The sequence below is a fragment of the Rheinheimera sp. NSM genome (genome assembly GCF_052380015.1).
Lineage (GTDB): Bacteria > Pseudomonadota > Gammaproteobacteria > Enterobacterales > Alteromonadaceae > Alishewanella.
Genome location: NZ_JBQTCI010000001.1, coordinates 605,919 through 627,248, shown reverse-complemented (window position 1 = coordinate 627,248; position 21,330 = coordinate 605,919). Strand labels below are relative to the sequence as shown.

Genomic DNA, 21,330 nt, shown 5'->3' with positions numbered 1-21,330 from the left:
GCATTAGAGCTTAAAAATATTTTAATCAAGTACTTAGCGGATTATTTCTTATAAAAGGCAGAACTACAACTGATAACTTTTTGCTTACAGGTGAAAAGAGGTTTCGCCGGAGTGATGTAGCTTGATTTCAACTCGCTATATACAAAAAAATAAAGCCCCTTCCGGGGCTTTTCAGAACAAAAGAACACAATCAGCAAATACTGATTAAAGCACTATTCAGGATCATTTTTAACTTGAGGGTCTGGACTCAAAACCATCAAAGTATTGGTACTGTTTGTTAGCACAAACTGAAATTTAGTAGTGCCGGCACTGCGATCCATATCCAGCATTTGCACCAGCTGACCATCACTGCTGACGGTGATAGCATCGATAATGCCGTCAAACGGTGTTACAAACCCCACGCCGATAAAACGCAGGCCTTTGCCGGTATTATCTACCAGTTGATAAGTAATAGTACCGGCTTCAGTTACGGTAACATCACCGTTAGGCAACGGCTGGCCAGCGGTGGTTTGATAGCTAAATACCGGTTCACCGTTTTCCAGATGGACAATAACCTGAATTAAACTCGCGGCTTGAGTTAAAGGCATAACGTATTTCCTTATAGTTGTGGGTTAAAATTCAAAATTTACTATGGCATTTTGTTGCAACATAGCAAGAATGTCAGGGTAGTCTTGTAACTCCCCTAAGCAATTCAGCGCCTTTGCAAAGGTAATGATGAACCTTGGTTCTTTATTTTTCTTGGTGATCACAGATAAATTATCTTTAACCTGATTACAAAGATTTACCGCAATACCGCGCTTATCGGTTGCCAATAAAACTTTGGCTTGTAGTAGCTGAGTGTCGGCCAGAGCGAGACTGTAATTGTAATTCTGCCTATATCGTTCGGTAAGTGCCTTGAGAGAAACATAAGCTAAATCGGCATATTTTTTACTTAGCGCCAAATGATCAATCTCTTGTAGTTGTTTTGCAGTCGAGAGCCACAGCCTTGCCTGTATATCTTTTATATTGGTGTTTGACAGCACATTTTTTTGCTTTTTTAATGTCTCAATCAATAAACTAAGGTCATGCTCAATTTGCTCTGCAGTTGAACCGGGGTTTATATTAAACTTCTGATAATCAATAAAACTTTTGTTTCTCAGCCACCTACTGTTTTCCGGGTCTTGCTCTATTGCTTGTGACAAAGCTTGTTCACCTAGGTTAGAAACAGTTTGAGCTTCATTTATTTTTCCCTGGTAAATAAACAGATCCGCAAGTTTTTGGTAGCTGCTTGACAAAATATCAAGTAAATAAGGTTCCGGCGTTGTTGTAGTATTTGTCAACTCAGCCTGCAATTCCTGATGAGTTTCAATTGCTAAATGCACATTGCCTTCAGCTAGAGCTGCGCTTGCCAACCAAGATCGGGTATCAGCAATGTCCGCGATTAGCTGCCCATTATCCGGCTGTTGTTCTTGCGCCAGTAATTTAAGCCGCAGCGACTCTTCAAAATTCTTCCGCGCTAAATCAAACTGCTGCAGCTTCATTGCCAGCGAACCCAATGAATTGGTGGCGTAAGATAGCTCCATAATGGCGTCTAAATCGTCTGGTGCTAACTGATACATGCGCTCGCTGTAGTGGTAATACTGCTCAAATTCTGGCTGCACTGCCTGCCAGTTGCTGGCGTCGTAGTGGATTTGCCCCAGCCAGAAGGCGTTGGCGCCGAGGGTTTTTAATAACTCCAGATTATCCGGCTGTTCAGCCAATACCGATAACAGCTTGGTTCTGGCGGCTTGCAAGGCTGCAGTGGCTTCATCCATTTTACCGCGGGAATAGGCTACCTCGCCCATGGCTTCTAAGGTTTGGCCGTGCTTTAACCGCGCCTCTGCGCTTAAGTGATCATTGGCGGATGAAAAGTCGCTGAAGTACTCCAGCGCTTTATTGCTGATACCGTCGAGCAAGTCCATCCGGCCTATGCTGCGCAGCTTGTCGGCAAATTCACCCACCATAAAACCGAGCAGGTTTTCTGCCGCCAGCCGCTTTTGCTGCGCCTGTTGCTCCGCCTTAAAGCTTTTAATACTCATGCTTATGGCGGTAAAAGTAAGCAGGCACAGCATGGCGATGGTGCCGCGCCGCGTCCAGCGCTTCAGCCTGGCTTTATTGGCAGACACCTGAATAAAACGCCGCTCGTCGGCTTCGAGCGAAAACAAGCTGTTATTCAGCAAGGTTTGCGCTTCCTGCAGCGGTTTGCCATCGGCCAGCAAGTAGGCGCTGTTTTGCTGCTCGGCCAGCCAACGTTGGGTTAAATGCTGCAGCCGGCTTTTTACACTTAAGCTGTCATGGTGTTCGCTAATCCAGGCTGTTGCGCGCGGCCAACGCCGCAGCAAGGCTTCGTGCGCAATGCTGAAACACGGCTCGCCATTTTGCAGGTGCGACACAAACAGGCGCTGTTCTACCATGGTTTGCACCAAAGTGCGCTCGGCGTCGGTTTGCAGCTGTTGCACACGGCCGCTGCGGCTGGTAATGCTTTTTTCATCTTCACGCAAGGTTACCAGCATTGATAACACCCGCGGCAGGCTGGCTTTTTCCGCAATGCCCAAAGCGGTTATTGCCTGTTCGGCGTTTTTACCAATGGCGCCTTCAATGCCGCCCAACGCTTTATACACCGACAGCAACAGCTTGTTGTCGGCGCTGCGTTGTAAATACAGCTGCTGCAGCGTGTATTGCAGCATCGGCAGTGCATCGGGGTTACTGGCCGCTTCGCTGCAGAGCATTTCATCCAGCGGCATAGCGGTATCAGGGTCGGTGTCAAAACTCAGCCCGGCGGCCAGCGCCGGCAGGCGGATCATTTGCAGCAAATCGCTGCGGCCGGGCGCGGCCAAATCAAAATGCGCGCCTTTGGCTTTGCCGGCAATCAGGCTGGGGTAGTCAACCAGCAGCGGATAAAACTCGTTGCGACAGGCGCTCAGTACCAGCACGGCGCCGCTGGTTGCCAGTTGCTCCAACAGCGCAACAAAATCTGTACGCTGTTGCGTGCTGAACAACGGCGAAGACAACAGCACCTCTAAACGGTCAACAAACAAGGCGAAACGCTGCTTCGTCTGTGCGTTTTCGGGCAATTGCTGCAGGCAGCGCTGCATAACCCGTTGCGGATCCGTTGCCAACATAGTCGCCAGGCTTTGCGCACTGTCACCGGCAAATACCGGTGTATCATCCAGCTCCCAGTCCAGCATGGCGCCGGCTAAATCGGTGAGCAATTGGCCGGGCGCCACATCGGCCAAATCCAGACTGCTGAATGACAACACCTGAACGCCGTTATAGCCGCCCTGCTGCATCAGGTTAGGCATAACGCCGGCATTAATTAATGAGGATTTACCGCTGCCACTGGGGCCGAGTAGTAAACAACAATCACGGCCATATTTAATTTGTTGGGCGATGCGGCTAAGCAAGGTGGTTATTTGTATACCACGGCCAAAAAATACGCTGGCATAACGCGCATCATAGGCCTGCAGGCCCGGAAACGGCGAGCCTTGCTGCCAGCTTTGTGCCTGTACACTTTGTTCCTGCCCCAGCGGAAAGCGTACCGGCGCCACAGTGCGGTAACCCCGCTTACGAATGGTTTCAATAAACTGCGGCGCTGTTGCGCTATCGCCCAGTGCTTTGCGTAATTGGGTAATGGTTTTGTGCAGCGGGTTATCGCCGGTGTCGGTATCCGGCCAGCAATGGCGTACTATGTCGTCGCTGCTAAGTACATCACCGCCATGGCGGCACAGCAACACCAACACATCCATAGCCTTGGGTTCGAGCTGAATAAGCTGCTTGCCGCGGCGCAGGCTGTTGGCGGCAGGGTCTACCTGCCAGTCAGCAAAGAAGAAAGTGTCGCTCATAGCTACTTGTAATTATTGCTTTGCTGCACAACATAACATGCTGTAGCGCATTAGTTTAGCCCCTTTTAATATTAACAACTGCGACAATACGGCTTGAATATCGCGGCAACTTTGCCAGACTTGAGCCAAAGCAGAAGCAAGGAAACTAATTATGGCGCAATGGCTTAGCGGTACAGTAACCGAAAACCATCATTGGCATGCCAACTTATTCAGCATTAAGCTGCAAACACCGCCGTTTGACTTTACCGCCGGGCAATTTGTCCGGCTGGCGCTGAATACGCCGGATGGCCGCGTGCAGCGCGCTTATTCACTGGTAAACAGCCCGGGCAGCGCCGTACAAGAGTTTTTAGTCAGCACGGTGGCGCAGGGTAACCTGTCGCCGTTACTGCAACAGCTGAAAATGGGCGATACGCTGGAGATCAGCCAACCGGCTTCCGGCTTTTTTGTATTGGATGAAGTGCCAGACGGCGACAACCTGTGGCTGATTTCCAGCGGCACCGGTATCGGGCCTTATTTATCTATGCTGGGCACACACAACCTGTGGCAGCGCTTTAACCATATAGTGCTGGTGCACAGTGTGCGCACTATTGCTGATTTGGCCTACCGTGAGCTTATTCAGCAATACCAACATCAATACCCGGGCCAATTGCACTACCAGCCGATAGTAACCCGCGAGGCCCATGCCGGCGCCCTTAGCAAACGCCTGCCGCTGCTTATTCAAAGCGGCGAGCTGCAAAGCGCCTGTAAGCAAGCATTGACCAGCCGCTCTCAGGTAATGCTGTGCGGCAACCCGGCGATGATAAAAGAAACCAAAACCCTGATGGAAAGTATGGGCTTAAAGAAAAACCTGCGCCGGGCGCCTGGCAATATTACAGTTGAGCAGTATTGGTAGCCGGCGCAGAGTACACCGGCACTAAAAAATACCCGCCAGCGAGCGCAGCAGGCCCTGGTGCAGCGGTTGTTCAGCGTCTTGCCAGCTTAAGTTGGCTTTGTTGGCAAAGCTAACCACCTTCACCTGATACTTGCGCATATCGGTATCGCGCTGCCATAACTGCTCAAAAGCACCGCTGTCGCCCTGGCGCAGCTGATGCTCGCTGTATTCCTGCACTTTTTGCTCTGAGTCCGGCGAGATACGCTCGGCAATCTGAATATCGGTCAGCATGGTGTAGTACTTATCCTGCACCAGCTGGTTACCGATATACTCGGCACCGGCAAAGGCAGCCAGCACCACTAAGGCGCGGGCGATGTCTTTGCCATCGATATTAGTACCCACAGAGGTATCAACAAACACCGCGGCATTGCGGTTATAGCGGTTGTTACGCTGCTGAGGTGTTTCCGGCGGTGGCGGCGGTGCCATGCCGGGATCCAGCAGTTGCTGCACTTCGGCGGCGGTCATGCCGTATTCGTCGGCCAGTACTTTATCCGGCCGCTCTTTTAACACTGTGCGTACATTCACCTGTAACCAGTATTGCGCGTTAATGGGCGAAGCCACCAGTTGATAACCGCGCGCCAACATAAAGTTACGCACATCCTCACCCAACGGCAATTGGTACTCTGCAGCGGTTTGGCGGATATCAACAAAAATGGTGCGCTGCTCCGGCTCTACCGGATCCAGATACACCGTTTGGCTCATCCGTGTTTGTACATCCAGATTACGTTTTGCCACCGAGGTATGTACAGCTGTACAAGCCGACAGCAGCCATACCGCCAGCAGCAGGAAAGCAATGCGCATTTAGAATAAACCGGCCAGCGCCCGCACCATACCTTGAGTAAGTTCCGGCTCGGCCTCCGGCCATTTTAAATTGGCCTGGTTGGCAAAGCTAACCACCCGGGTTTGATATTTGCGCATATCGCTCTGGCGCTGATAACTGGAGGTAGTGCTGCCGCTGTCGCCCTGGATCAGCTGATGCTCTGAACTTTCGCGCACTGTGCCGTCAAAACGCTCCATAATCTGAATATCGGTAATCACGCTGTAGTACACATCTTCTACCAACGCATCAATTACAGTACCGGCCACCGCACCACCGACTACCGCACCAATAGCCGCACCGCCACCGGAACTGCCGCCGGTAGCACGGTGAATGGCATAGCCTGATACCGCACCACCGGCCATGCCAGGGCCTGCTGCCAGCGCACCGTTAGTAGCGCGCGCATTGCTGCGGCCAACCTGTAACACATTGGCCTGCAGCCAATAATTCGCCCGTGATGGGCTATCGATAACCTGATAGCCGCGGGCTTGCAGGCTTTGGATTACCTGAGGCTTTAAATCAAATTCCGGTTTATCTGAGGTATTGCGGATATCAACAAACACAGTGCGCTGCTCCGGCTCAACCGGGTCGAGAAAAATAGAGCTGCTCATTTTGGTTTGTACATCTAAGTTACGTTTGGCTACAGCCGTGTGCACCGCGCCGCAGCCGCCCAACACTAAGCTGACAACGGCCACTAAGCTGATTAACAGGGTTTTCATCTTGGGTATCCTCTGTGCTGATATCACTTCGCTTTGCGCTGCTCCAAATTTAGGCGCGCGGGGCTGAATCATATCTGAATAATTAACCTGAGTTTATACTAAAACTTACAACAACAGGCAGTGGCTTTGTAAGCAAACATAAACAGACGAAATTACGCGGCGCTGATGGTTTTACCTTTACTTTTACGTGCCAGCCGTTACAATGTGCGCCGCTCTTTTGACCGAAATTTACACAGCTCTTTTCAAAATAAGGTAATTGCTATGCATCCGATGTTAAACATCGCGGTTCGCGCTGCCCGCAGCGCCGGTAACGTGATCGCTCGTGCCTGTGGCCAGCTTGATATGGTTCAGAAAGTACAAAAAGGCACTAACGACTTTGTTACCAATGTCGACAGAGAAGCTGAACAAGCCATTGTTCAGGTGTTACAAAAATCGTTCCCGACCCACGGTATTGTCGGTGAAGAGCATGGTGATTACGGCAATAACGACAGTGAGTTTCAATGGATCATTGACCCACTGGACGGCACCACCAACTTTATTAAAGGCATTCCGCACTTTGCGGTGTCTATCGCACTAAAACATCAGGGTAAATTAGACCAGGCAGTGATCTTTGATCCACTGCGCGGTGAGCTGTTTACCGCATCCCGTGGTCGTGGCGCCCAGTTAAACGGTACCCGTATTCGTGTAACCAACCTGCCTGATATGCAGGGCACTATTTTAGCTACCGGTTTTCCGTTTAAAAACAAAACTCACTTACCGGCACACAGCGCCATGTTAGCGTCGTTACTGACCGACGCTGCCGATATCCGCCGCACCGGCTCGGCCGCGCTGGATTTAGCCTATGTGGCTGCCGGCCGGTTTGACGGTTTCTTTGAGATTGGCTTAAAACCGTGGGATATCGCTGCAGGCGAGTTAATTGTGCGCGAGGCCGGTGGCCTGGTGTGTGATTTTGTCGGTGGCAATAACCAACTGCGCAGCGGCAATATTGTGGCAGCCAGCCCGAAAGTACTGGCGGCTATGCTAAAAGGTATCCGTCCGCACCTGACAGAACCCCTGTCACGCTAAGTCCGGTGTAACACCGCGACAGCACAGGTTAGAACCCCGATGCACAGCCACAGAGTGTCTGAACAAGCCAGGGATGGCTTGTGAGTTGCTGTGGCGAGCACAGCGGGTGTTGTAACCTGACGGTGACCCCGCCGGTTGCGCATTGGAGTTCCGGACTATAAGCAAAGCTACAACTGCGTGATGTTATAGCCCTGCTCACGCAGCAATTGCAGTACATTATCCTCACCAGCCAGATGCAAAGCTCCTACTAACACCAGCTCTACTTCCGGCGTGGCCAGCATCTGCTGTATTTGCGGCAGCCAATTTTTATTGCGCTGCACCAGCAACGCCTCGTAAAACTGCTTACCTTCCGGCGTATCGGTAAAGGCCATCGCCAGCTCTGCCATAGTGTCAGTGTCACCACTGCGCCAGGCGGCAATAATTTTAGTCAGCTCAGCTTCCAGCTCAGATAACTGCTGTAAATTCTGTTGCACAAAGGCGTCTTCGTTATTGGCCGATATGTTCAGCAACATGCTTAACTGCTGCTCTACGGTTTCCAAAAACAGCAGCGGTTTCTTATCTGTTACCGCTTGTTTGAGGAAATACATATCCACGCCCTCTCCGGCCATACCGGCTTTTTGTAACGCCACCTGCATTAAGGTTAGCAGCACAAAATCCGGTTTAAAGCCGTTCAGCGGCGTCAAATCGACACCCTGGGTGTGGGCATACTGCTGTAACTGCTGATAGGTTGCTGCTGATAATACGCCACTGAGCTTACGACCATCTTTGTACATCGCCTGTTGCATCAGCAATTGCATGCCCTGCGCTGTTTCCAGTTCACGCACATCGGTTTCAAACACCAGGGTATCGGCTTGCCGGTAAGCCGCGGCAAACTCCGCCGGTAGCGGAAACTGCTGCGGTGGCAATAAATGCACAGTACCGGCGATATATAATGTTTGCTCAGCTTTGCTGACTTGCCATACCGAGGTTTGCGCTGTCACACTTAGCGTAAACAGCAGTGCGGCAGCATATAGCCCTGTTTTTAACCACATCGGTAAGGTCCTCATTTTGCAGCCGGCACTTCTACCGGCAGCTTACGCTCACACCACTCACGATAGCCGCCGGCTAAACTAAACACATTTTGATAGCCCATTTGCTGCAGCGTTTGTGCTGACAAGGCAGAGCGATAACCACCGCCACAATACAATACTATTTTCTGCTTTTTATCCGCTACAGTGTGCTCGATATCACGCTCAATTATACCTTTACCCAAATGCATCGCCTCAGGCAAATGGCCGGCTACCCATTCATGGTCCTCGCGGATATCCAGCAGCACATAAGGCTGATTATGCTCGAGCAACTCAGTAATACCGATTTCTTTAATTTGCGCTTTGGCCTGCTCTACCAGAGCGATAAACCCCGGTGCGTGTTGTTTACTCATGCTGTTGATCCTTATTTTGCCGGCGCAAAAAACAAAAATGCCGGTCAGTGACCGGCATTTTTAGCATCTTTCGCGACGCAATTACAGTAAGGCGTCGGTATTTTCGCCTTCTTTCTCTACCGGCGGTGGCGGCAGCATGTCTTCACGGCTGATGCCGAGAATTTCTGCAATCGCACTGGCGACATAAACAGAAGAGTAAGTACCGATGGCAATACCAAACAGCAATGCCGTAGCAAAACCATGAATTAACGCTCCGCCCATATAAAACAGCACCACCAACACCAGCACTGTGGTTAATGAGGTGATCACCGTACGGTTTAAAGTTGCGGTAATGGCATCGTTAATGGTGTCATCAACGCTGGTATCGCGCAGCTTACGGAAGCTCTCGCGAATACGGTCGAATACCACTATGGTGTCGTTAATCGAATAACCTATCAGCGCCAGGATGGCCGCCAGTACCGTTAAGTCGAACTCCAGCTGCAATACCGAGAACAAGCCCATGGTTAGCGTAACGTCATGGAACAATGCTGCTACAGCACCAACCGATAAACGCCATTCAAAACGCATAGTGACATAAAGCAAAATACCGATCAGCGCTACCAGCATCGCCAGGCCGCCATCTTCTTTTAGCTCTTCACCTACGCTTGGGCCAACAAACTCAATACGGCGCATCGTCACCGGTTCGGCTTCTGCTGCGTTAAGCGCCTTTATTACACTGTCGCCCAAAGCCGACTGATCAACATCGGTGCGCAGCGGAATACGGATTAACACATCGCGACTGGTGCCAAACAACTGCACCACTGCATCGCCATAGCCGGCAGCTGTCAGGGTTTGTCTTACGGCTGGCAAATTCGCCGGCTGGGCAAAACCTACTTCAATTACGGTACCGCCGGTAAAATCCAGCCCCCAATTAATGCCTTTGGTGGCAAAGGAAAACAGCGAGCCAAGGATTAATAAGCTTGACAGCACTATAGCCGGCCATTTTAACCGCATAAAATTCAGCGGCTGGCTAAAGGAAAATATTCTCATTGCATACCCCTTATATTGGCAGTGACTGCACGCGGCGGCCACCCCAGAACAGATTAACCAATAAACGGGTACCGACAACGGCGGTGAATATTGACGTTAAAATACCAATGGCCAGGGTTACCGCGAAGCCTTTTACCGGCCCGGTACCAATACCAAACAGGATTAACGCCACTAACAAGGTGGTAATGTTAGAGTCGGCAATGGTAGCAAAGGCACGGTCATAACCATGATGGATAGCTTGCTGCACGGAACGCCCTTCCGCCAATTCCTCGCGGATGCGCTCGAATATCAGTACGTTGGCATCAACCGCCATACCTACCGTTAATACGATACCGGCCATACCGGGTAAGGTAAGGGTTGCGCCCGGGATCATCGACATTACGCCGACAATTAATACCAGGTTGGCTACCAACGCCAGGTTAGCGACCAAGCCAAAAGCTTTGTAGTAAATCACCATAAAGATCAGCACGCACACCATACCCCATTGGATAGCCGTAGTGCCAAGCTCGATGTTCTCTTTACCCAAGCTTGGGCCTATGGTGCGCTCTTCAATAATTTGAATCGGCGCAATCAAGGCTCCGGCGCGTAGTAAGGTAGCCAGATTTTGCGCTTCACCCGGTGAGTCGATACCGGTAATACGGAAATCACGGCCTAAACGCGCTTGAATGGTAGCGTCGTTAATCACTTCCTGCTGCTTAATCAGCACAGGGTTGCCATCCGGGCCAAGCTCGGTGCCGGGTTTATATTCAATAAACACCGACGCCATGCGCCGGCCAATGGCATCGCGCGTAGCGGCTGACAACATATTGCCGCCTTTGGCATCCAGCTTAATGCTCACCTGAGGCCGGCTGTACTCATCAAAAGCCGAGTTAGCGCCGGTAATATGCTCGCCGGTTAACATAATGCGTTTTTCCAGCAGCACCGGCCGGCCATCACGGGTGTAATACAGCTCAGCATTCAGCGGCACACGGCCTTCTAAAGCGGCGGCTAAATCGCCCTCTTCATCGACTAAGCGAAACTCCAGCGACGCGGTAGCACCGAGGATTTCTTTCGCCGTAGCCGTGTCTTGCACACCAGGCAGTTGCACTACGATGCGATCTGCGCCCTGGCGCTGCACTAATGGCTCAGCTACACCAATTTCATTTACCCGGTTACGGATAATAGTGATGTTTTGCTCCAGTGCGTATTCACGAATTTCTTTTAAGCGAATTTCACTGATGCTAACCAGCAGGCTTAAGTCATCGCTGCCCTGGCTAAACACCAGCTCACGATCACGCTTTTTCAATGCGGCTTCAGTTGCGGCGACATCGTCGGCCGAGCGCAGTAATACCTGAACCTGGCCAGTGGCCGGGTCAGCCTGAATGCTGCGGTAGCGGATTTTATCTTCCCGCAAGTCTGCCCGAAAGGTTTGCACCATATCGTTCAGGTTTTTATCCAGCGCTGCTTTCATGTCCACCGCCATCAGGAAGTGCACACCGCCGCGTAAGTCCAGGCCCAGTTTCATCGGTGAGGCACCGATAGCCGCCAGCCAGTCCGGCGTTGCCGGTGCCAGGTTTAGCGCGGTAATGTAGTTAGCGCCCAGTTGCTGGCTGGCAATTTCACGCGCCTGCAGCTGATCTTCGGTGCTGTTAAAACGCGCCAGCAGCTGGCCGTCTTCCAACACCACCGATTTTGCCGCTATACCGGCGGCGCTGAAGCTTTGCTCCAACTGCTGCCGGGTTTGCTCCGCTACCGTACCGCCGCGGGTGGCGCTGATATTCAGCGCCGGATCTTCCGGGTATAAGTTTGGCAGTGCATACACCAGTGCCAGCAATAACATGCCGAGCACCAAAAAGTAGCGCCAAACGGGGTTTTGATTTAACACCTGTTTATCCTTTCTTCCGGCTTACAGAGATTTCAGTGTGCCCTTTGGCAATACAGCACTGATCGCTGCTTTTTGCACAGTCACTTCTGTGCTGTCATTCAACGCAATAACGACGAAATCTTTGTCGTCAGCAATTTTGCTGATACGGCCCACCAGGCCGCCTTGGGTTAATACTTCATCGCCTTTGCCCAGTGCCGACATCAGGTTGCGGTGCTCTTTTACACGTTTGGCTTGCGGGCGGTAGATCAGGAAGTAAAAAATCAGACCAAAGGCCACCAACATAATAATTAAATCCCAACCGCCGCCCTGGGCTGGCTGGCTGGCTACGTCGGCATAGGCGTTGCTGATAAATAAACTCATTTGTGTCCCCTTAATTGTGATTAATGTTGTTCTGTATTGGTATCAACCGCGTCCAATGCCGGTACCGGCAGGTCACGTTTAGCATAAAACTGTTCGACAAACTGCTCCAGGTTACCAGCGGCTATGGCCGCGCGCAATCCTTGCATCAATTTCTGATAATGATGCAAATTGTGCATGGTATTTAATCTGGCGCCCTGAATTTCGTTGCAACGGTCCAAATGGTGTAGATATGCACGGGAATAATTTTTACAAGTGTAACAGTCGCATTCTGCGTCTAGCGGGCCAATATCGTCTTTGTATTTGGCGTTGCGGATTTTTACCACACCAGTGCTGACAAATAAATGACCATTACGTGCATTACGGGTTGGCATCACACAATCAAACATATCAATGCCACGGCGCACGGCTTCTACTATATCTTCCGGCTTGCCCACACCCATTAAATACCGCGGCTTGTGTGCCGGCATTTTACCGGTGGTGTGGTTTAAAATGCGGATCATGTCGGCTTTCGGCTCACCGACTGATAAACCGCCAATGGCGTAACCGTCAAAGCCGATATCTTCCAAACCATTCAGCGACACATCGCGCAGGTTCGGGTACATGCCGCCCTGAATAATACCGAATAACGCCGCCGGGTTTTCACCGTGCGCTTCTTTGCTGCGTTTAGCCCAGCGCAATGACATCTCCATCGATTTTTTCGCTTCCTGCTCCGTAGCCGGGTACGGCGTGCATTCGTCGAAAATCATTACGATGTCAGAGCCTAAATCGCGCTGCACTTCCATCGAGCGTTCCGGTGTTAACATAATGCGCTCGCCGTTTAGCGGTGAGCGGAATTTAACGCCTTCTTCGGTAATTTTACGCAGCTCGCCGAGGCTGAATACCTGAAAACCGCCGGAGTCGGTCAAAATAGGCTTGTGCCAGTGCATAAAGTCGTGCAAGTCACCGTGTTTTTTGATGATCTCAGTGCCCGGGCGCAGCATCAGGTGAAAAGTGTTGCCAAGGCAAATTTGTGCGCCGGTAGCATCCAGCTCTTCCGGTGTCATGCCTTTTACCGTGCCGTAGGTGCCAACCGGCATAAAAGCCGGCGTTTCCACTACGCCACGGTCAAAAATCAGCCGGCCACGGCGAGCCTTGCCATCTGTGGTATCTAATTCAAATTTCATTACTATCCTCATACGCCGGAAAAACAGTCCGGCTTTTTTGCGCCGCCGATTATAGCAGCTAAATCCGGATAAACTAAGCCAGAACCTTTTAAGACGGTAGCAAGGTGTTCCTGTGCAGCAGCGGCAGGGATGCCGCGGAGGCTGAGACAGCACAGGGACGTGCTGTCGAAGGCGGCGAAACAGGAATTTCCTTGCTGCTGGTCATGCAATCCCTGCTACGCGCGAACACCTTATCCCCTTCATTACAATGCAGTGATAACTACTTAATAAACATCGCATCGCCGTAAGAGTAAAACCGGTATTGCTCAGCAATCGCCGTTTTATAGGCATTCATTACATTTTCGCGGCTGCTGAATGCTGATACCAGCATAATCAGCGTAGATTCCGGTAAATGAAAGTTAGTGATCAGCGCATCAATAACCTTAAACTGATAACCCGGGTAGATAAAAATCTGCGTATCACCGTTATAGGCCACTAAATTGCCGCCGCCCTGCTGCGCCGCCGACTCCAGCGAACGTACCGACGTAGTGCCCACCGCTACCACGCGGTTACCGCGTGCTTTGCAGGCGGCAACGGCATCCACCACTTGCTGCGGCACCTCGATATACTCGGCGTGCATCTTGTGCTCCAGCACGTTATCCACCCGTACCGGTTGAAAAGTACCGGCGCCAACGTGCAACGTCACATAAGCAAACTCAACGCCTTTAGCTTTAAGTTTATCCAGCAGCGGTTGGTCAAAATGTAAACCGGCGGTAGGCGCTGCCACGGCGCCCGGCTTTTCGTTGTACACCGTTTGATAACGCGCTTTATCTTCTGCATTATCGGGCCGGTCGATATAAGGCGGCAGCGGCATATGGCCGAGGCGTTCCAGCATCGCCAGCACCGGCTCGTCGCTGAGTACTTCGAGCTCGAATAATTCGTCGTGGCGCTGGTTCATCCGCACTTCGGCGCTATTTTCCAGCACTAATACCGAGCCGGGCTTAGGCGCTTTACTGGCGCGCACATGCGCTAAAAAGCGCTTATCGTCCAGCATGCGCTCTACCAGCACTTCTACCTTGCCGCCGGAGGCCTTTTGGCCGAATAACCGCGCAGGGATCACCTTGGTATTGTTAAATACCAGCAAATCGCCGCGCTGCAGAAAATCGGCCAGATCTTTAAAAGTATGATGGCTTAACTCGCCGCTGTGTTTATCCATCGCCAGTAAACGGCTGGATGAACGCTCGGCTTTTGGAAAACGGGCAATAAGCTGCCCGGGCAGTTCGAATGAGAAGTCTTTAACTTGCATTTAGATTCCTTGGCTTTACCGACCAGAGGGCACGGCTGTAAAAAAACAGCCGGCATTTTAGCAGAACTACCGCCTTAACGGCATTTTTGTTGCAGTACTTCGGTAATCAAATCGGCCATCAGCCGGTAGCTACGCGCCTTGGTTGAAGTGGGCCGCCACGCTACACCAATATCGCGGTATGCCGCGGCACTGCCCGGCGACTGGGCCATCAGGCCGGTGCCATCCAGTACGCCGCTGTTAATCGCCATTTGCGGCATAAAGGTTACACCCAGTTTATTGTTTACCATCTGCGTTAAGGTATGCAGGCTGGTGGCAAAAAACGGGTTAACCTTACGGCTGTCTTCCAGCTCACAGGCCTTTACCGCATGGTTGGTTAAACAATGCTCGCGCTCAAGTAAAAAAATGCTTTCGTCCGGCCACTGGCTGATGTCTTTATTAAAGCCCCTGTCTTGCCAATCTTTATGCAGCACCAGTTTAAATGCATCTTGCGCCAGCACTTCGGTATGAAAGGCGCCGGTTTCATAAGGCAGCGCCAGCAACACCATATCCAGCCGGCCTTCGGCCAGACCATGCAGCGAATTGTCTGAGGTATCTTCGCGCAATAACAGCTGTAAGTCCGGGTAACGCTCACGACACAGTGCCATCACCTCCGACAGCACAAAGGGCGCAATAGTGGGGATACAGCCTAAGCGGAAGGGTCCGGTCATTGGTTTACCCTGGCACTTGGCAAATTCGGTCAGCTCTTCACATTGCTCAATAATGTATCGCGCCTGGCGCACCACATCTTCGCCCAGTGCGGTAAAGATAAAGGTTTTATGATCGCGCTCCAGCAGCTGGGTCTGCATGGTTTCTTCTAAATTAGCAATGGCTGCGCTAAGGGTAGACTGGCCGATATAACAGGCATCGGCGGCACGGCCAAAATGCTGGTGCTCATGCAGCGCCAGCAAATACTGTAACTGTTTAATACTGGGCAAACGTTTCATTACTAATTCCGATTAAAAAAAGACTAAATAGCCAATATAAGTGTTTAAACTCTACGCCTGAAACCATAGCGATGCAAGCGGCAGGCACAGCACGATAAACTGTTACCAGAATTACAACTGATAATAAATAGTAAATACAATTTCAACCAGTTAGCTATTAAAATACGCATTTATGTAAATTGAAGTTTGAATAAAAATTTCTTTTGTTATAGCGTAATAACTGAATTGTATTAAGCCTGCTTACTCTGCGTCCCTCTTACAGCACGTGCAGGCTGTTGTTGTATACATTTCACTTAATTGAATGACCTCCCGCTTGCGAGTTATGCGGTCCGCGCTGTATCGGGTATGCATCTGAAAACTATAACAATCACCTGGAGGGTGAACATGTCCGGAACACATAACAAATTATTGCTGGCAGGTGTCAGCATTTTAGCGGCAGCCGTCAGCAGCGCCATGGCCTCCCCGGCAGACGCCGTGCGTTTAGCGGCAGAGCAAGCCGGCAGTGACCGCTATATCGTTAAATATAAAGACAGTAACCTGAATAAAGACCCACTGTTAAGCCGCAGCAAAGTGGCTAAAGATGCCAGCTTGTCGGCACTGGCCAACAACAGCGACCGCTTAAGCCGCCAGGGCGCGCGCGTTCACCATGTGCTGGCCAAACGTAACGCCATTGCAGCAGATCTAAGCCCGGCTGCAGTTAAAGCACTGAAAGCTGATCCTAATGTGGAATATGTTGAACGTGATTTGCCGCGTTTTCCGATGTCACAGCAAGTACCATATGGCTACACCATGGTGCAGGCCGATCAGGTCAGCGATCAGTTTGCCTCTAACCAAACGGTGTGTGTTATCGACTCGGGTCTGGGTTTACCGCATGAAGATTTCAACGACGCCAATATCGGCGGTACTAACGATATCGGCACCGGCAACTGGTTTGACGCCGGCGGCCCACACGGCACCCACGTAGCCGGCACCATCGCCGCATTGAATAACGATGTTGGTATTGTCGGTGTATTGCCTAACGGCAATGTAAAACTGCATATTGTTAAAGTGTTTAATGACGACGGCTGGGGCTATTCTTCCACCCTGGCACAGGCGGTTGATACCTGTGTGCAAAACGGCTCTACGGTAATTAATATGAGTTTAGGTGGGCCGGGTTCCAACACCACTGAAAGCAATGCCATGCAAGCTGCCTATAACGCCGGCGTACTACTGATTGCGGCTGCCGGCAATGACGGCAACACCGCCCTATCATATCCGGCATCTTACGATTCTGTGGTCTCTATTGCTGCGGTTGACGATACCAAAACCCATGCCGACTTTTCCCAACGTAATGCTCAGGTAGAACTGGCAGGCCCTGGCGTAGATGTGCGCTCAACTTATCCTACCGGTACGGCACTGGATGCCACCTTAACGGTAAACGCGACAGCATACAGTGTAAACCCAATGACAGGTTCCGGCACCGCAGATTTAACGGCGGAGCTGGCCGGCTGCGGTTTAGCACTGGAAACCTGTACTGATGTAGCCGATAAAATTTGTTTAATTGAACGCGGCGAGGTGGCTTTTGGCCAGAAAGTGGCATCGTGCGAAGCCGGTGGTGGCGTTGGCGCCATTATTTATAACAATGAACCGGGTAATTTCAGCGGTACTTTAGGCGATGCGCCCACTACCAGCATTGCTGCAGTAAGCCTGTCACAGGAAGATGGCCAATTGTTGCTGACGCAACTGGGCAGCGATGCCAGCTTATTTGCCGGCGCCGCTAACTACGGCCTGATGAGTGGTACCTCTATGGCGTCACCTCACGTAGCCGGCGTGGCTGCGTTGGTATGGAGCCATTACCCGGCTTGTACTAATGCGCAAATTCGCAGTGCCTTAGCCGCAACGGCAGAAGACCTCGGCGCTCCGGGTCGCGATACATCGTACGGCCATGGTTTGGTGCAAACCAAAGCGGCTGTGGACTACCTGGCCGAATTTGGCTGCGATGGCGATGATACTGAGCCACCACCACCGCCAACTGCAACTGAACTGACCAACGCTGAAACCGTGTCCGGTATTGCCGGTACCGGTGGTGAAGAACTGCTGTACAGCCTGGCCGTACCGGCCGGTGCCAGCAACCTGTCATTTGTCATGAATGGCGGTAGCGGTGATGCCGATATGTACGTCAAGTTTGGCACTGAGCCAACTGCATCTGACTGGGATTGCCGGCCTTATCTGGTTGGCAATAACGAAAGCTGCGCTATTGATCCGGTACAAGCCGGTACTTACTATGTGAAGTTAATCGGCTATACCGACTTTGCTGAAGTTAACCTGACCGGCAGCTTTACTGCTCCGGATTTACCGGACGCCGGTGGTGAAACCATTACCGATATCAATATCGCCCGCCGCGCCTGGCAGCACTATACGCTGGAAGTGCCTGAAGGTATGGCACAGTTAACCGTTGAGATTAGCGGTGGCCGTGGCGATGCCGATTTATACATTAAACATGGCAGCCAGCCTACCAGCGCCAGCTACGATTGCCGGCCAAATAAAAACGGCAATAACGAAACCTGTGTTATTGACAACCCGCAAGCCGGCATTTGGCATCTGTCTGTGTATGCCTTCCGTGCAGTGAGCGGCTTAACTCTGGTAAGCGAATACCAACCGTAAGCCGTATTACAAATTACTAACGCAAGTCATAAAAAAGCCCTCGATACTGAGGGCTTTGTTTTTGCAGCTATTTGTATGGTGCTATCAGACGCTGAAAATGGCTTTAAGAATATAGAAGAATATTATTGCCAGGCCGGCACCTACCGGTAGGGTGATGATCCACGAAATAAAGATATTACGCACTACGCCCAAATTAAGTGCCGCTATACCGCGGGCTAAACCAACACCTAATACCGCCCCTACCAGGGTTTGTGTGGTAGAGATAGGCAAGCCGGCTCCGGAGGCGATAACCACGGTAGAAGCCGCCGATAACTCAGCCGCAAAGCCGCGGCTTGGCGTTAAATGCGTAATAGCCGTACCTACGGTTTTAATGACCCGTGCACCCAACGTCGCCAAACCAATAACTATACCAATACCGCCCAGTGGCAATATCCACCATGCCAATGAAGCCTTGCTGGCAATTTCGCCACCTGAGGTCACGACACTGACTACCGCAGCCAAAGGTCCGATAGCATTGGCCACGTCGTTCGAGCCATGGGCGAACGCCATACAACAGGCGGTGGTAATCATTAACACACCAAAAATACGTTCAACATTATTAAACTGCATTTTTTTATCGGCGGCCGGGTCAAACTTCAACTTGCTGATCACCACTTTACCAATTACACCAACCACCAGTGCTATAGCAATGGAAATGTAATAGCCCTCAGCTGTACTCAGGTGCAAACCCACATGTTTTAAGCCTTTTTGCACTGTTACCAGCGTCATCATAAAGGCAGCAAACACCATATAAAACGGTACGTACTTTTTCGCATTGGCCAGCGGCGCATCAGTGTCAAAAATCAGCTTTTGCGCACTCATAAAGAACATATAGGCCAGCACCCCGGCCAGCATCGGTGTCACCACCCAGCTGCCGACAATACCGCCCACCTTGTCCCAATGCACCGCATCCATGCCCACACCAACGGCAGCAAAACCAATAATGGCGCCAACGATAGAATGGGTAGTGGATACCGGCCAGCCAAAGTACGACGCCACTATTAACCAGGTGGCTGCCGCTAATAACGCCGCTATCATGCCGTACACCATCAGCTCCGGCGCGTCGACAAAGAACGCCGCATCAGTAATGCCACCGCGGATAGTGGAGGTAACCGAGCCACCGGCCAGATAAGCCCCGGCAAACTCAAAAATAGCTGCGATAAAAATGGCTTGTTTAATGGTTAACGCCTTAGAGCCAACCGAGGTACCCATCGCATTGGCCACATCATTAGCACCAACACCATACGCCATCATAAAACCGAATACGGCGGCGATAATAATCAGAATCAAGCCGTAAGATTGAATAATATCCATCAGGAAAACCTTTTAAAATTAACGGGCGAGCATAATTTCAAGACGTGAACCAACCTTCAGCGCCACGTCGGCTAAATCACCAACCCACTCCAGTGTGCGGTATAGAAACATCACATCTATCGGGTTCAGTTCTTGTTCTGCCAAACGTAAGGCTTTACGCAGTTTAATCTGCATTTCGTCGGTATCGTTTTCAATAATATCCAACTGCTCTACCATCTTGATCACCAGGTCGACTTCGCGACCACGGAAACCGGTTTCCAGCAGTTCGTCCAGCTCGTTAATTACTTCGCTGGCCAGTGCGGTCGCATCAATACAACGCTGCACGTAAGTTTTAAAGTCTGCCTGCAAGCTTGATGGAATTAACAGCTCGCGGCCCAGCACGCGGCCGGTAATATCTTTGGTTTTGTTGGCAATTTTGTCCTGCTGCGACACCAATTCTAAAATGTCGGTGCGGTCGACCGGTAAAAACAGGCCGCGTGGCAGGTTAACGCGGATTTCACGTTTTAATTTGTCGGCTTCTTTTTCCAACGCGACGATATTTTTGCGTACATCCGCAGCAAGTTGCCAATTTTGCTGATACACCGCATCAAAAAACGGCAGTAACAATTCGCTGGCCTGATGTACCTTGCGAATATGTTCTTCTATCGGTTTAATCGGTGATTTGGCAAACACGGATAAAAAAGTACTAGCTGGCATAGCCTGGCCCCGTAAGTTGGTTTGACGACAGTCGGCGCGCATTGTAGCGGCATTCCCGACACATGAAAAACGAAAAATGAACGCCAAATGAAAACGCCCTGAGCAAAAGCCTGGCAGGGCGTTGGTGAAATAAAACAAAAACCTCAGAAAATCAGCTACGTGCTTCCTGCTCCAGCTTCTCTGCACTGCTGTGGCGCACTACTTTGCCTTTAACAAAGAAAATAATATATTCCGCCAGGTTTTTACAGCGATCGCCAATCCGCTCCAGCGAACGTGCCGACCACAGCACATTCATCACTTTCGGGATAGAACGCGGATCTTCAATCATGTAGGTCATTAGCTGGCGTGTAATGGCCTCATATTCACGGTCAACCTTTTTATCTTCTTTATGCACCAACAGCGCCGTTTCCACATCCATCCGGGCAAAAGCATCTAATACATCATGCAGCATTTGGCCGACATGACGGCCTAAATTGTCCAGATTTACCAGCAAATCCTGCTGTTCGCTGTTAAAAGATTCCAGCGCAACCCGGGCAATGCGCCTGGTTTCATCGCCAATGCGTTCTAAATCGGCGATGGTTTTCATAATTGCCATAATTAAGCGTAAATCACTGGCGGCAGGTTGGCGCTTAACAATAATGCTGGTGCATTCTTTGTCAATTTGCAGTTCCCAATCGTTTACTTTTAAGTCAGTGTCGATAACCAGTTGTGCCAGTTCAGCATCGGCGTTAGCTATTGCCATCAGCGCATTATTCAGCTGTTGCTCAATCAGCCCGCCCATCGCCATTACGTGATTACGCACTTCGTCAATTTCGTCATTAAAAGAACTGGAAATATGTTTGCTTAAATTGAGCTTATCCACTGCTGGCTCCGTTTCGTTAGCTGTATCAGGACTCACCTGCCGGCGCGCCGGCTCATATCGGCTAAGTATAGGCAGAAAGCTAAGCTTCGCACCAGCAGACAGACCACTAACAAGCGCTAAATTTATGTTGCAGCAGCATTACCCGGCGCAAATTGGCTGCTGCACACACTTTGCTAAGCCATTAAATTTACAATTAATGTTAACGGTACATTTTAAAACTTTTCGGCAACAGCTACACTCTGATAGTGTTAATAATCTTTTAGCCGGCTGTGGCAGTAGT

At 50.8% G+C, this 21,330-nt stretch carries 18 protein-coding genes; 3 read left to right on the top strand and 15 right to left on the bottom strand.

Annotated elements, in window-relative coordinates:
- Positions 1 to 212: 212 nt before the first annotated feature.
- Together ACTZWV_RS02740 and ACTZWV_RS02735 are read right to left on the bottom strand one after the other, a co-directional pair.
- The gene (locus ACTZWV_RS02740; RefSeq protein ID WP_444785067.1) at positions 213 to 587 is read right to left on the bottom strand and encodes a DP-EP family protein; all 375 of its coding nucleotides are present in this window, start codon (positions 585 to 587) and stop codon (positions 213 to 215) included.
- 24 nt (positions 588 to 611) lie between these two features.
- The gene (locus ACTZWV_RS02735) at positions 612 to 3,860 is read right to left on the bottom strand and encodes an nSTAND1 domain-containing NTPase (RefSeq protein WP_444785066.1); all 3,249 of its coding nucleotides are present in this window, start codon (positions 3,858 to 3,860) and stop codon (positions 612 to 614) included.
- Between the two features lie 151 nt (positions 3,861 to 4,011).
- Between ACTZWV_RS02735 and ACTZWV_RS02730 the strand changes: the two genes are divergently transcribed.
- A complete protein-coding gene (locus ACTZWV_RS02730; RefSeq protein WP_444785065.1) occupies positions 4,012 to 4,752 on the top strand; it encodes a ferredoxin--NADP reductase in 741 nt (246 codons plus the stop codon).
- 21 nt (positions 4,753 to 4,773) lie between these two features.
- Here the strand turns inward: ACTZWV_RS02730 and traT are convergent, their stop codons facing one another.
- Positions 4,774 to 5,592, bottom strand: coding sequence for a complement resistance protein TraT (gene traT, locus ACTZWV_RS02725; RefSeq protein WP_444785064.1), 819 nt, complete (start codon positions 5,590 to 5,592; stop codon positions 4,774 to 4,776).
- Entirely contained in the window at positions 5,593 to 6,327 is a 735-nt protein-coding gene (locus tag ACTZWV_RS02720; protein WP_444785063.1) for a complement resistance protein TraT, read from the bottom strand.
- A gap of 261 nt (positions 6,328 to 6,588) precedes the next feature.
- Between ACTZWV_RS02720 and suhB the strand changes: the two genes are divergently transcribed.
- On the top strand, positions 6,589 to 7,392 hold the full coding sequence (suhB, locus tag ACTZWV_RS02715; RefSeq protein ID WP_444785062.1) for an inositol-1-monophosphatase: 804 nt from the start codon (positions 6,589 to 6,591) through the stop codon (positions 7,390 to 7,392).
- Positions 7,393 to 7,559: 167 nt separating this feature from the next.
- Here suhB and ACTZWV_RS02710 read toward each other — a convergent pair whose 3' ends face one another.
- The 8 genes from ACTZWV_RS02710 to ACTZWV_RS02675 all read right to left on the bottom strand — a co-directional run bounded on the left by ACTZWV_RS02710 (position 7,560) and on the right by ACTZWV_RS02675 (position 15,496).
- The gene (locus ACTZWV_RS02710; protein WP_444785061.1) at positions 7,560 to 8,423 is read right to left on the bottom strand and encodes a TraB/GumN family protein; all 864 of its coding nucleotides are present in this window, start codon (positions 8,421 to 8,423) and stop codon (positions 7,560 to 7,562) included.
- Between the two features lie 11 nt (positions 8,424 to 8,434).
- Complete coding sequence (locus tag ACTZWV_RS02705; RefSeq protein ID WP_444785060.1) at positions 8,435 to 8,812, bottom strand: rhodanese-like domain-containing protein; 378 nt, start codon at positions 8,810 to 8,812, stop codon at positions 8,435 to 8,437.
- 81 nt (positions 8,813 to 8,893) lie between these two features.
- Complete coding sequence (gene secF / locus ACTZWV_RS02700; protein ID WP_444785059.1) at positions 8,894 to 9,841, bottom strand: protein translocase subunit SecF; 948 nt, start codon at positions 9,839 to 9,841, stop codon at positions 8,894 to 8,896.
- Between the two features lie 10 nt (positions 9,842 to 9,851).
- Positions 9,852 to 11,705 carry a protein translocase subunit SecD gene (gene secD, locus ACTZWV_RS02695; RefSeq protein ID WP_444785058.1) on the bottom strand — a complete coding sequence of 618 codons (1,854 nt, stop codon included), beginning with the start codon at positions 11,703 to 11,705 and terminating at the stop codon, positions 9,852 to 9,854.
- 21 nt (positions 11,706 to 11,726) lie between these two features.
- Positions 11,727 to 12,065 carry a preprotein translocase subunit YajC gene (gene yajC / locus ACTZWV_RS02690; protein WP_305552235.1) on the bottom strand — a complete coding sequence of 113 codons (339 nt, stop codon included), beginning with the start codon at positions 12,063 to 12,065 and terminating at the stop codon, positions 11,727 to 11,729.
- Between the two features lie 20 nt (positions 12,066 to 12,085).
- Entirely contained in the window at positions 12,086 to 13,228 is a 1,143-nt protein-coding gene (tgt, locus tag ACTZWV_RS02685; protein WP_444785057.1) for a tRNA guanosine(34) transglycosylase Tgt, read from the bottom strand.
- A gap of 259 nt (positions 13,229 to 13,487) precedes the next feature.
- Complete coding sequence (gene queA, locus ACTZWV_RS02680) at positions 13,488 to 14,513, bottom strand: tRNA preQ1(34) S-adenosylmethionine ribosyltransferase-isomerase QueA (protein ID WP_444785056.1); 1,026 nt, start codon at positions 14,511 to 14,513, stop codon at positions 13,488 to 13,490.
- A 74-nt stretch (positions 14,514 to 14,587) separates the two neighbouring features.
- The gene (locus ACTZWV_RS02675; RefSeq protein WP_305552232.1) at positions 14,588 to 15,496 is read right to left on the bottom strand and encodes a hydrogen peroxide-inducible genes activator; all 909 of its coding nucleotides are present in this window, start codon (positions 15,494 to 15,496) and stop codon (positions 14,588 to 14,590) included.
- A gap of 384 nt (positions 15,497 to 15,880) precedes the next feature.
- Here ACTZWV_RS02675 and ACTZWV_RS02670 point away from each other — a divergent pair, with 384 nt between their 5' ends.
- Positions 15,881 to 18,139, top strand: a complete 2,259-nt coding sequence (locus tag ACTZWV_RS02670) for a S8 family serine peptidase (RefSeq protein WP_444785055.1) — start codon at positions 15,881 to 15,883, stop codon at positions 18,137 to 18,139.
- Between the two features lie 84 nt (positions 18,140 to 18,223).
- On the opposite strand, the gene ACTZWV_RS02665 is transcribed toward ACTZWV_RS02670, so the two are convergent.
- The 3 genes from ACTZWV_RS02665 to phoU all read right to left on the bottom strand — a co-directional run bounded on the left by ACTZWV_RS02665 (position 18,224) and on the right by phoU (position 21,050).
- Positions 18,224 to 19,492 carry an inorganic phosphate transporter gene (locus ACTZWV_RS02665; protein WP_444785054.1) on the bottom strand — a complete coding sequence of 423 codons (1,269 nt, stop codon included), beginning with the start codon at positions 19,490 to 19,492 and terminating at the stop codon, positions 18,224 to 18,226.
- 18 nt (positions 19,493 to 19,510) lie between these two features.
- The gene (locus tag ACTZWV_RS02660) at positions 19,511 to 20,188 is read right to left on the bottom strand and encodes a TIGR00153 family protein (RefSeq protein WP_444785053.1); all 678 of its coding nucleotides are present in this window, start codon (positions 20,186 to 20,188) and stop codon (positions 19,511 to 19,513) included.
- 151 nt (positions 20,189 to 20,339) lie between these two features.
- Positions 20,340 to 21,050 (bottom strand): phosphate signaling complex protein PhoU, encoded by a 711-nt coding sequence (phoU, locus tag ACTZWV_RS02655; RefSeq protein ID WP_444785052.1) that lies wholly within the window; start codon positions 21,048 to 21,050, stop codon positions 20,340 to 20,342.
- Between the last annotated feature and the right edge of the window lie 280 nt (positions 21,051 to 21,330).